A 12140-nucleotide genomic window follows, 5' to 3' on the forward strand; every position below is an offset into this window, starting at 1 on the left:
AGCGGCGCGCGCCGTCTCGTTGCGGCGCGCCGCCGGTTCGTCGTGGGGCGCCGCCCCCGCGCCGCGCGCTCCGGGCACGTCCCGCCTTGCCCGCGAGCGGCTAGCATGGCCCGAGACATGCCGCCAGATCCCCCAGGTGCCACCCTCTTCGAGTCGCCCCAGTCCGAGCCGCTCGCGGCTCGCATGCGCCCCCGCACCCTCGCCGACTTCGTCGGCCAGGGGCACATCGTGGGCCCCGGCCGGCTCCTGCGCAGGGCCATCGAGGCCGACCAGCTCTCCTCCCTGATCTTCTACGGCCCGCCCGGCACCGGCAAGACGACTCTCGCCCGGGTGATCGCCAACTCCACCCGCGCCCGTTTCACGGCCATCAACGCCGTCCTGTCGGGGGTGAAGGAGATCCGCGAGGCGGTCGCCGCCGCCCAGGCGTCGCGCCGGGCGGGCGTGAAGACCATCCTGTTCGTCGACGAGGTCCACCGCTTCAACAAGGCGCAGCAAGACGCCCTGCTCCCCTGGGTCGAGAACGGCACGGTCGTGCTCGTGGGCGCCACCACCGAGAACCCGTTCTTCGAGGTGAACAAGGCGCTCGTCAGCCGCAGCCGCGTCTTCCAGCTCCTCCCGCTGGAGCCGGACGACCTGCGCGCCGTGGCGCGCCAGGCGCTCGGCGACACCGAGCGCGGCTACGGCGGCCGCGCGGTCTCCCTCGACGACGACGCGCTCGACCACCTGGTCAACGTGGCCAACGGCGACGCGCGCGCCCTCCTCAACGCCCTGGAACTGGCCGTCGAGACGACGCCCCCGACGTCCGGCGTGGTGCGCGTGACGCGGGAGGTGGCCGAGGAGTCCATCCAGCGCCGCGCGGTCCTCTACGACAAGGAGGGCGACGCCCACTTCGACACGATCAGCGCCTTCATCAAGAGCGTCCGCGGCTCGGACCCGGACGCCGCCCTCTACTGGTTGGCGAAGATGGTGTACGCCGGCGAGGACCCGCGCTTCATCTTCAGGCGCCTGCTCGTGCTCGCGAGCGAGGACGTCGGGCTGGCCGACCCCCACGCGCTGCCGCACACGGCGGCCGCGGCCCAGGCCTACGACTACGTCGGCCTGCCGGAGGGCCGCTACCACCTTGCGCAGGCGACGCTCTACCTCGCCACGGCGCCCAAGTCGAACAGCACGCTCGGCTTCTTCGACGCGCTCGGCGCGGTCGAGCGCGAGCGGGAGGCCGACGTCCCCACCCACTTGCGAGACGGCAACCGCGACAAGGAGACCTTGGGTCACGGCGCCGGCTACGCCTACCCGCACGCCTACCGCGACCACTGGGTGGCGCAGCAGTACCTCCCCGGAAGACTGCAGGGCAAGGTCTTCTACCAGCCGAGCGCAAGCGGCTTCGAGGCGAGCGTCAGGGGCGACGTCGCGCGGCGCCGCGAAGCGCAGCTCGCCGCCATGCTCGAGGCCGAGCCCGCCCCCGAGGTGCTCACCGTCAGCCCGCGAACGGGCGCCCGCTCCGGCTGGCTGGAACGGACCGCGTCGACCCGCGGCCGCCGCCTCGGCGAGGTCCGCGACGCGCTGTTCGAGCTGGCGCCCCCGGCGGCCCACCACGTGGTGCTGGACCTGAACCCCGGCTCGGGCCTCCTACTGTGGGAGGCCGTGCGCCGCACACCGGAAGGTCAGGCGTTCGCGCTCGAGCCCGTCGAGGCGGCGGCCCGGGACCTGGAGACGCAGGCCCGCAACCTGCCAGAGCTGGCGCGGCCGGCCGTGCTGCGCGCTGGGCTGCTCGACCTGACCCCGGACCTCCTCGCGGGAGTGCGCTTCGACGTGGCCCTGGGCCGCGGGGCGCTTTCTGCGATCGGCGCCGGCCGTGGCGGAGAGGGCGCGGCGGAGGTCTCCTCCCGCCTCATAGCGGCGCTCCGAAACCTGCGCGCCGGCATGGCGCCGGCGGGCGTCGTCGCGTTGGCCGAGGTGGACATGCGCCGCGCGCAGCGGCTTCACGAGCTCGTCGACCTGAGCTCAGCGCCGGAGCTGGCCGCCCGCCTGGCGCGCGCCGAGGAGCAGATCTACGACCCGCTCGGGGCCGGACGCGAGCAGGCCGAGACCGCACGGCTCGGGCCCGCGCCCGAGACGGTGACCGCCTCGCTGGCGGCCGCGGGCTTCACGCAGGTGCGCCTGTCGCAGCGGCGGTTCTTCGACAGCCGCCGGCTGCAACGGGAGACGGTCGAGGGCTGGCTCGCGCCCGGCGACGCCCGGCCCAGCTACCTCGACCTCCTGCGCGCTCACCTCGGCGACGCCGAGTTGAGCGCGGTGCGCGCCGCGTTCCTGCGCCAGTTGCCTGACCGCGAGGTGAGGTGGGGGACCGCCTACTACCTCGTGCGGGCGGTCGCGGCGCCGGCCGGGGTCGCTGCCTAGACCCACGCCCGGCGCCGCCTGGCCACTGGTATGATGCCCTTCGCTTAGGAGAACGAGATGGCGCCAATCGAGCGCTCGTTCGGGTTGGGGGCTGCCCGGGTTGGGGCCACGTCAACGCCGAGGGCGCACCCACCAGTGAGAGGGAGCACACCTAACCGAGCAGTCCCGCGCGGGCCCCGCTCGCGCCAACCGTGTGCGGGCCAACCGTGTGCGGGCCGAACGTGCTCGGGCGCACCATGACGTCGGACCCCAAGAGGGCGCTCACCTACCGCTACGCCTTCCTCGTAGGCATGCTCGAGCTGGCCATCGCGGTACCCATGCCGGTTCTCGTCCTCCACATGACCGGGCGCGGCCTCGACCTGGCCGTGATCGGGCTGGCGTTCACGGTGCGCGCCATCCTCGTGGTGCTGCTCGAGTTGCCCACGGGCGGGCTCGCGGACGCCATCGGCCGGCGTCCCGTCGCGTTGGCGTCGCAGCTGTTCACCGCCGCCTCGTTCGCGGCGCTGCTGTTCGTCGCCGGTCCCGCGCTCGCCCTCGTCTACGCCGTGCTTCAGGGCATCGGCGCGGCGCTCCATTCGGGCGCCATGGACGCCTGGTACGTGGACGAGATCAAGCGCCTCGACGCCGGCACCGAACTCGAGCCCCACCTGGCAACCGTCAACGTGTTCCAGGCGGCGGGCATGCTGATCGGCACCGCGGTCGGCGGCCTGCTGCCGAGCCTGACCGCCGGCCTCGACCTGCCGTGGCCCCTCGGCGGCTTCGGCGTCGCCCTGTTCGCCGGCATCGCCCTGCGCCTCGTCGTCTGGCTCATGACGCTCGCGCTCATGCGCGAACCGGCGAGGCAGCATGGCGCCGAGCTCCTCGGCGTGCGCGCGGTGCCGAGCATCCTGCTCGACGCCGGCAGGCTCACGCGCAAGGCGCCCGGCATCCGGTGGCTGCTCGTCGCCGCGGGCGCCAGCGGCCTGGCGATGGTGAGCATCGAGACGTTCTGGCAGCCCATCGCCGCCTTCACGTTCGGCGACGACCCGAGCCGCTCGGCCCCGTTCGCCGTGCTCGGCACCCTATCGGGGGTCGCGGTGCTCCTCGGAAGCCTGGCCGTCATGCGCTGGGGCAAGCGCTTCCCGGGAGGCAGCGTGGCGTTGGCGGGCACCAGCACGGTCATCAGGGGGCTCGCGATGTTCCTGTTCGCCTCCACCGCCACGTCATGGGGTCTCGGGGCAGGACTGGCGCTCGCGTACTTCGCGCTCGCCACCACCAACGTCCCTCACTACGCGCTGCTCCACGACGCCGTCCCGTCCGCGCTGCGTTCGTCGATGCTCTCGGTGCACTCCCTCGTCTTCTTCATCGGCATAGCGCTCGCGTCGGGCCCGCTCGGCTGGCTCGCCTCCCAGGCCGGCCCTCAACTGGCGCTGGCCATGGGTGCGGCGCTCACGGTGGCGAGCGCCTTCGCTTACGTGAGGGTCGCCAAGCACCTGCCCGGCAGCCGGCGCCCTCCGGCCGCGCTGAGCGCCGAGGAAGCGGCGGCCATGGCGATCACGACGGCGCCGCTCGGCGGCCCCGAGGGCGCCTTCGAGGCCGTCGCCCGAGAACGGTTCGACGATTGAGCGGCCCGCGGCGCTGTAGGCTCCGACGCCGATGACCGTAACGGGCTTGGAGGAGCGCCTGGCCCTCGCCTACGCCGCCTACCGGTTGAAGGACGAGCCGCGCGTCGGCTGGGTGATGCACGGCGTCGCGGGCCCCGAGAGCGTGGCCGCCCACTCGTGGGGAACGGCCTACCTGTGCCTCCTCTTCGCCGCCGACGCCGGGGTGGACTTGGGCCGCGCCCTGGCGATCGCGCTGGTCCACGACCTGGCGGAGGCCACCACCGGCGACTTCGCCGCGCGGGCGGCCGCGACCGATCGGCCCGTGTCGGAGGCAGAGAAGGCGCGGCTCGAACGTGACGCCATCGCCGACCTGCTCCCACCGCGCCAGGCCGCCCTGCACGAGTTGTGGCGGGCGTACGAGGACCGCGCCGACCCGGCGGCCCGCTTCGTGCGCGACATGAACCTGATCGACATGTGCCTCCAGGCCCTCCTCTACGAGCGCGAGGCGCGCTACGACGCCGACGTGCAGGTGCCGTCCGAGGGCGGTCACCGGCACCTCGACGAGTTCTTCCTCTCGGCGGAGTGGCGCCTGGAGGGCGAGGTCGCCAAGCGGCTGTTCGGCAGCGTCCGCCTCGAGTACGAGAAGGCGCGGGCGCAGCGGCGTACAATCGGCTAGGTGGCACCCGACGCTAGCGCCCCGCGGACGAGGCAGTTCGGCCAGGCAGCTGGCCGGACGGGGCCCGCCAGGGGCGGGTCAGGGTGCCGACGGGAGGCCTCATGCGCTTACGACCCCTCATCGTCTCACTCGTCGTCGCGACGCTCACGTGCGTGGGCCTCGCCCAGAACCTCGTCGTCTACTCGAGCGTGGACGAGGAGAACGCCCGCCATCTCCTCGCGGCCTTCACGGCCGACACGGGCATCCAGGTTCAGATGGTGTTCCTGTCGGCCGGCCCCGCGCTCTCGCGCATCGAGGCCGAGAAGAACCGGCCGCAGGCCGACGTCTGGTTCGGGGCGCCGAGCGAGAACCACATCATCGCCAAGGACCGCGGCCTGACCCAACCCTACGTCTCCGCGAACGCCGACGCCCTCACCGACATCTTCAAGGACGCCGAGGGGTACTGGCACGCCATCTACACGAACCCCCAGGCTGTCGGCGTGCGCACCGACGTCCTCGAGAGCCGCGGCGCCGCGGTGCCGACCAGCTGGGCCGACCTGCTCGACCCCAGCTACAAGGGCCTCATCCAGATGCCGTCGCCGCAGGCCTCGGGCACGGCCTACAACCTCATCCTCACGCTCACGACCATCATGGGCGAGGACGCCGCCTTCGACTACATGAAGGCGCTCAACGCCAACGTGCAGACCTACACGCAGAGCGGCACGGCGCCCTCCGGCGCGCTGGGCGTGGGCGAGACGGCCGTCGCCATCCAGTTCAGCCCCGGCTTCCTCAAGCTCGTGGACGAGGGCTTCCCCGTGCAGGTCGTCTTCCCGAGCGAGGGCGTCGGCTACGAGGTGGCGGCGCTGTCCATCCTCAAGGGCGCCACGAACCTCGGCGCCGCCGAGGCGCTGGTCGACTGGATCACGTCCGTGAAGGGCCAGGAGGCGTTGGCGGCGCAGAAGACCTACTTCATGCCGATCCGCACCGACGTCAGCGCCGGCCCCGGCGTGCCGTCGCTGGCCGACATCAAGCTCGTCAGCTGGGACCCGACGTACGCCGCCGACAACCGTCAACGCCTGGTGGACCGCTGGGTCGAGGAAGTGCTCGGCCAGTAGCCGCGGTCACGCCGCCCTACGCCGGTCGGGGTCCGCGCCGACGGACCCCGACCGGGGAGACGGCACGGGACCCTCGCACATGACCAACTGAATGCTCGCCAGGGCCAAGTCGGAACTCCGCGTCATCGCCCGCGACCCGCTCCTGATGGCGGTGATCGTCGTCATCATGGCGGCGCTCGTCGTGTTCGTGGTGGTGCCCCTCTGGCGCGTCCTCCTCACCGCGTTCAGGGCCCCGGACGGGACGCTGAGCCTCGACAACTTCGCGTTGCTCGCCGAGCGTCGGCTCTACCGGAACGCGCTGCGCAACAGCCTGATGGTCGGAGCGCTCGTGGGCGTCCTCGGCGTGGCGCTGGGCTACGTGGCCGCCTTCGTGCTCACGCGCCTGAAGGTGCCGGGCCGCGGCCTGCTGCACACGCTCGTCATGCTGCCGATCATCTCGCCGCCCTTCGCCGGGGCCATCTCCATCCTGTTCCTCTTCGGCTTCAACGGGCTCGTCACCAGGCGGTTACTCGGCCTCACGGACTTCAGCATCTACGGGATGCACGGCGTGGTCCTGTCGCAGGTCTTCACGTTCGCCCCCATCGCCTATCTCAGCCTGCGCGGCGTGCTGGGCGGCATCAACCCGACGCTGGAGGACGCCGCCATGAACGTCGGCGCCAGCCGTTGGCAGGTGTTCTGGCGCGTGATCTTCCCCCTGTCGCTGCCGGGCATCGCCAGCGCCTTCCTGGTCGTGCTCATCGAGTCCATGGCGGACTTCGGGAACCCGCTCGTGCTGGCCGGCGCCGGTTTCCCCATGCTGGCCACGCAGGCGTACCTCGAGATCACCGGCTCGTTCAACCTCGCGCGGGGGGCGATGCTGGCGGGAGTGCTGCTGCTGCCGTCCGTGACCGCCTTCGCCATCCAGCGCTACTACCTCGCGAAGCGGCAGTACGTGACGGTCACCGGCAAGCCCACGGCGTCCACGAGCAAGAGCGTGACGCCGCTCGCCAAGTGGACCCTCTACGGGGTCGTGGTCGCCTTCGCCGCCGTCGTCGTGGCGTTCTACGCCGTCATCCTGCTCGGGGCGGCCACCCGCGTCTGGGGCTTCGACTACTCGCTCGATCTCAGGCACTTCAGCTACGTCTTCGCCGTCGGCTGGAAGACGGTGAAGGACACCCTGATCGTCGCCGTCGTGACCACCCCGATCAGCGGGCTGCTTGGCATGCTGGTGGCGTTCCTGGTGGTGAGGAGACGCTTCCCCGGGCGCGGCGCCATGGAGTTCATGTCGATACTGAACTTCGCGGTGCCCGGCACCGTGGCGGGCATCGGTTACATCCTGGCCTTCAACGGCCCTCCCCTGCTGCTCACGGGGACGCTCGCCATCCTGGTCCTCAACTTCGTGTTCCGCTACGTGCCGGTCGGGATCCAGTCGGGCATCGCCGTGCTGCGTCAGATCGACCCCGCCATCGAGGAGGCCGCCCAGAACCTCGGCGCGGACGCGCTGACCACGTTCCGGCGGGTCACCCTCCCGCTGATCGCGCCGGCCTTCTTCTCCGGTCTGGTGTTCGCGTTCGTCCGCGCCATGACCGCCATCAGCTCGGCCATATTCCTCGTGTCGGCCAACTGGAACCTGATGACGGTCCAGATCCTCAACGAGGTCGGTTCGGGGCGGCTCGGGGTGGCCGCCGCCTACAGCATCGTCCTACTAGCCATCGTTCTCGTCGCCTTCTGGGTGATCAGCCTGATCGTCGGGCGCGGGGCGCAAGACGCGTCCACCGTGCAGTTCTGAGCGCGGCGGGCAAGAGAGGAGCGGGATGCCGGTCGACCTACGCCTGCTAGGGCTCCGCAAGGAGTTCACCAGCCCCGAAGGCACCGTCGTCGTGGCCGTCGATGACGTCACCCTGGAGGTGGAAAAGGGGGCGTTCGTGACCCTGCTGGGGCCCTCGGGCTGCGGCAAGACCACCCTCCTGCGCATGATCGCCGGCTTCGAGCAGCCCACCGCGGGCGAGGTCCACTTCGGGGAACGCAGGGTCGACCAGCTGGCGCCCAACGCGCGCGACACGGCGATGGTCTTCCAGTCGTACGCGATCTTCCCGCACCTGAACGTCTACGACAACGTGGCGTTCGGCCTGCGCATGCAGCGCCTGGCCAGGGCCGAGGTCGAGGCGCGGGTGGGGGCCGTGCTGGAGCAGGTCGGCCTGGGCGCGATGGCCAGGCGGTCGCCCAGCCAGCTCTCCGGCGGCCAGCAGCAGCGCGTGGCGTTGGCGCGCTGCATCGTGATGCACCCCAAGCTCCTCCTGTTCGACGAGCCGCTGTCGAACCTCGACGCCAAGCTCAGGGAACAGATGCGTGTGGAGATCCGCGAGCTCCAGCAGCGACTCGGGATCACGAGCGTGTACGTCACGCACGACCAGGTCGAGGCGATGGCCATGTCGGACCTGGTGGTCATCATGAACTCGGGACGCGTCGAGCAGGTTGGAACGCCGCAGGAGGTCTACGCCCGGCCGAACTCGCGCTTCGTCGCCGGCTTCATCGGCGACGCCAACTTCCTGCCCGCCGTGCTGCTCGACCGGCGGTCCGCTCGGGTCGGTACCACCGTGCTCCCCCTCGCCGACCCGTGCCACGCGCCGGCGGGGAGCCAGGTCACCGTGGTGGCCCGGCCCGAGGCCATGAACATGACGCGCTCCGAGGGAGCCGCCGGCCCGCTGCACGGCACGGTCAAGCACGTCACGTTCCTGGGGAGCCTCGCCCGGTACGTGGTGTCGGTCGAGGGCCTGCCCGACATGCAGGTGGACGCGGCCAACCCCGCGGAGGCGGGCCTGGTCCCCGTAGGTGCGGCCGTCACCCTCGCGCCGGGGGCGCTGCACGCCCTGGCCCCGGCGGTCGAAGGGTGAGCGCGGCAAGCTCAGCGCGCCCCGGGGCCCATGGCCTGCGTGCCGCGCCCGGCACCGCCCGCGCGGGAGGCTGAGACGATGCCCGAGACGCCCGCTCACCTGGAAGCGCAACTCAAGGCCCTCCGCCAGGACGCGCGCGCGCTGGCCGACACGAAGGGGTTGGCGGCCGCCTTCGAGATGGAGCTCTTCAGCTTCGAGCGCGCGGTCGAGGAGGCGCTGGCCGCCCGGTCGGCGGAGGCCGCTCGGCTCGCCGTGGCGCAGGGCCGCAAGCTCCTGACGACCCTGAAAGACGCGCCGGACAAGTCGGGCGGACTGCTCGTCAGGTGAGGGCCCCGCCGCCGCGGGCCGGGCGGCGGGGCGACCTTCCGGAACCGGGCGGGCTCGGATAGGGTGAGGGCATGCAGATCGTGATACTCCCCACCGCAGCGAACGCCGAGCACCTCGCGGCGCGCATCGTCGCCGACAGACTGAGGGCCAAGCCGGACCTGGTGCTCGGCTGCGCCACCGGCCGCACCATGGAGGGCATCTACGACCGGCTCGTGGCGATCGCGGCCGCCGAGCGCCTCGACTTCTCGGCCGTCCACACCTTCAACCTGGACGAGTACGTCGGCCTCGCGCCGAGCGATCCGCGCTCGTACCACCACTACATGACCGAGCGCCTCTTCTCGCGGGTCGGTCTCGCCCGCGAACGCACCCACCTCCCGAACGGCGTGGCCACCGATCTCCAGGCGGAGTGCGCCGACTACGAGGCGCGCATCAAGGCCGTGGGCGGCATCGACCTGCAGCTCCTCGGCCTGGGCAGCACCGGCCACATCGGCTTCAACGAGCCGCTCTCATCCCTCACGTCGCGCACCCGGCCCAAGGTCCTCGCGCCGGGCACGCGGGAGCAGAACGCCGAGGCCTTCGGCGGTGACCCGGCGAGCGTGCCCGCGCGGGCCCTCACCATGGGGGTGGGCACGATCCTCGAGGCGCACGAGGTGCTGCTCATCGTGACGGGGGCGCACAAGGCCGACATCCTCGCCACGGCCGCGGAGGGGCCCGTCACCTCGTTGGTGAGCGCCACGGCGTTGCAGTTCCACCCGCGCTGCCACGTGCTGGTGGACGAGGCGGCGGCGGCGCGCCTGCAGGAGCGGGAGTACTACGAGTGGACCGTCAGGCACGAGCCGGCCTGGGAGCGGTACGCGAACCTGCTCGATTGACGCTCGCGTACGCCAGCCTCTGGCGACGCCGCCGGGGCACGGTAGTGTGAGTCGCCGGCACGTTCCAGCGTGCCGGCGCCGAAGGAGGAACATGGAGACCTGGCTTACTTCCCTCATCACGCCCACGCCCCAGGCGGGGTTCGAACTGGCCATCAAGATGGCGCGCATGGGCGTCAAGTACACGCAGCCGTCGGCGGAGGTGCGCGACAAGCTCCGCCCCGAGTACGCCAACGACGCCGACAGCCTCACGTGGGCGTCGCAGGTCATAGCTATCAACTTCCAGACGGTGGCCGCCGCCAACGGTTACTGGCGCTAGGCTCGGCGTCCCGCGGCGCGCGCCGCGCCTCGCTCGTCACGCCGCCCTCTCGTCCACCTCGAACTGCGAGCGGTAGAGGGCGGCGTAGGGGCCGCCCTCCGCCAACAGCTCCTCGTGCGTCCCGCGCTCGACGATGCGGCCCGCCTCCATCATCAGGATCGTGTCGGCCCCGATGATAGTGGAGAGGCGGTGGGCGATCACGAAGGACGTTCGGTCGCCGCGCAACGCGCTCATGGCCTGCTGCAGCAGTAGCTCGGTGCGGGTGTCGACCGAACTGGTCGCCTCGTCGAGGATGAGCAGCGCCGGCCGCGCCAGGAAGGCGCGGGCGATGGTGATCAGCTGCTTCTCGCCGGCGCTGACGTTGCTGCCCTCGTCGTCGATGACGGTGTCGTAACCGTCCGGCAGGCTGTGCACGAACCTGTCGACGAAGGCGGCGCGGGCAGCCTCCAGGACCTCTTCCTCGGTCGCGTCCGGCCTGCCGTAGGCGATGTTGGCGCGGATGGTGCCCTTGAACAGCCACGTGTCCTGCAGGACCATGCCGATGCTGGCACGCAGGTCGGCACGGCTCATCGTGGCGATGTCGACGCCGTCCAGCGTGATGCGGCCCGCGTCGAGCTCGTAGAAGCGCATCAGCAGGTTGACGAGCGTGGTCTTCCCCGCGCCCGTCGGTCCGACGATGGCGACCGTGCGGCCCGGCTCGGCCACGAGCGACAGGTCCTCGATGAGCGGCCTGTCCGGCTCGTAGCGGAACGACACGCCCTCGAACGCCACCCGGCCCTCCACGCTCGCCGCGGCGCGGCGCTCCGCCGCGTCCGGGAGTTCCTCCTCGGCGTCGAGCAGCTCGAAGACGCGCTCCGCCGACGCGACCCCCGACTGCAGCATGTTGATCATGGAGGCGATCTGCGTGACGGGTTGCGTGAACTGCCGGGAGTACTGGATGAACGCCTGCACGCTGCCGAGGCTGAGGAGGCCGCCAGCGACCCGCAGGCCGCCTATCACGGCGACGGCGGCGTAGTTGAGGTTACCGACGAAGCTCGAGACCGGCATGATCAGGCCGGAGAGGAACTGCGCCCTGAAGCCGGCGCGGTAGAGCGCCTCGTTCTCGACCTCGAACCCCTGCTGCACCTCCTCTTGCCGGCCGAAGACCTTCACGAGGGAGTGCCCGGTGTACGCCTCCTCGATCGCCGCGTTCAGCGTGCCCGTGTGGCGCCACTGCAGGGTGAACTCCCTGCCGGAGCGCTTCATGACGAACGCGGCGACGAGCATGGTGAGGGGGATGCTGAGGAGCGCCACGAGGGTGAGCAGCGGCGAGATGGTGAGCATCATGACGAGCATGAACAGCACGGTCAGGACGGCGGTGGTGAACTGGCTGAGGGTCTGCTGCAGGCTCTGCGAGATGTTGTCGATGTCGTTCGTCACGCGGCTGAGGAGCTCGCCGCGCGGCTGCGCGTCGAAGTAGCGCAGGGGCAACCGGTTGAGCTTCTCCTCGACGCGGCGCCTGAACCCGAAGACGGTCGCGTTCACCACGTCGTTCAGCAGGTAGCCCTGCAGGTACTGCAGGAGCGCCGAGAGCAGGTAGAGCGCCATGACGGTGAGCAGCACCCGCCCGACGGCCTGGAAGTCCACGCCCTGGCCCGGCACCATGACCATGCCGGCCAGCATGTCGGCGACCTTCGACTGCCCGGCGGCCCGCGCCGCCGCCACGGCCTGCTCCTTGCTCAGACCTGCCGGGAACATCTTGCCGATCAGGCCACCGAAGATGAGGTCGGTCGCGTGGCCGAGGACGCGCGGGCCGACCGACGCCAACCCGACGGAGGCGACGGCGGCCGCGAGCAAGGCGGCCAGCCTCCACCGGTGGGGCGCGAGCTGACGGAGGAGGCGCCGGACGGACGGCCCGAACGCCGTGGCCTTGTCGCCGACCGCGCCGCCCCAGCGGCCGCCGCTGCGGATGCGCTCGGTGGCGCGCATGGTCGTGGGCCGCTTGCCGCCGCCGGCCGGCGTC

The 12140-nt window shown here is 71.6% G+C and carries 10 protein-coding genes; 9 read left to right on the forward strand and 1 reads right to left on the reverse strand.

All coding sequences use genetic code 11. From position 1 onward, the window contains the following. Positions 1–117: 117 nt before the first annotated feature. The 9 genes from H3C53_04860 (at position 118) to H3C53_04900 (ending at position 10138) form a co-directional block, all read left to right on the forward strand. Positions 118–2397 carry an AAA family ATPase gene (locus H3C53_04860; protein MBW7916003.1) on the forward strand — a complete coding sequence of 760 codons (2280 nt, stop codon included), beginning with the start codon at positions 118–120 and terminating at the stop codon, positions 2395–2397. Between the two features lie 236 nt (positions 2398–2633). Beyond that, a complete protein-coding gene (locus tag H3C53_04865) occupies positions 2634–4001 on the forward strand; it encodes an MFS transporter (GenBank protein MBW7916004.1) in 1368 nt (455 codons plus the stop codon). A 31-nt stretch (positions 4002–4032) separates the two neighbouring features. Beyond that, positions 4033–4656, forward strand: a complete 624-nt coding sequence (locus H3C53_04870; GenBank protein ID MBW7916005.1) for an HD domain-containing protein — start codon at positions 4033–4035, stop codon at positions 4654–4656. 101 nt (positions 4657–4757) lie between these two features. Beyond that, entirely contained in the window at positions 4758–5750 is a 993-nt protein-coding gene (locus H3C53_04875) for an ABC transporter substrate-binding protein (GenBank protein ID MBW7916006.1), read from the forward strand. Between the two features lie 91 nt (positions 5751–5841). Beyond that, the gene (locus H3C53_04880; protein ID MBW7916007.1) at positions 5842–7518 is read left to right on the forward strand and encodes an iron ABC transporter permease; all 1677 of its coding nucleotides are present in this window, start codon (positions 5842–5844) and stop codon (positions 7516–7518) included. Positions 7519–7543: 25 nt separating this feature from the next. Further along, positions 7544–8623: an ABC transporter ATP-binding protein gene (locus H3C53_04885; protein ID MBW7916008.1), complete on the forward strand. Its 1080-nt coding sequence runs from the start codon at positions 7544–7546 to the stop codon at positions 8621–8623. Between the two features lie 78 nt (positions 8624–8701). Beyond that, entirely contained in the window at positions 8702–8950 is a 249-nt protein-coding gene (locus tag H3C53_04890) for a hypothetical protein (protein ID MBW7916009.1), read from the forward strand. Positions 8951–9021: 71 nt separating this feature from the next. Next, a complete protein-coding gene (gene nagB / locus H3C53_04895; protein MBW7916010.1) occupies positions 9022–9822 on the forward strand; it encodes a glucosamine-6-phosphate deaminase in 801 nt (266 codons plus the stop codon). A gap of 91 nt (positions 9823–9913) precedes the next feature. Further along, complete coding sequence (locus H3C53_04900; GenBank protein MBW7916011.1) at positions 9914–10138, forward strand: hexameric tyrosine-coordinated heme protein; 225 nt, start codon at positions 9914–9916, stop codon at positions 10136–10138. Positions 10139–10174: 36 nt separating this feature from the next. Here the strand turns inward: H3C53_04900 and H3C53_04905 are convergent, their stop codons facing one another. Beyond that, a complete protein-coding gene (locus tag H3C53_04905; protein ID MBW7916012.1) occupies positions 10175–12106 on the reverse strand; it encodes an ABC transporter ATP-binding protein in 1932 nt (643 codons plus the stop codon). Positions 12107–12140: the final 34 nt, after the last annotated feature.

It is taken from the genome of Trueperaceae bacterium (assembly GCA_019454765.1).
Taxonomy (GTDB): Bacteria; Deinococcota; Deinococci; order Deinococcales; family Trueperaceae; genus JAAYYF01.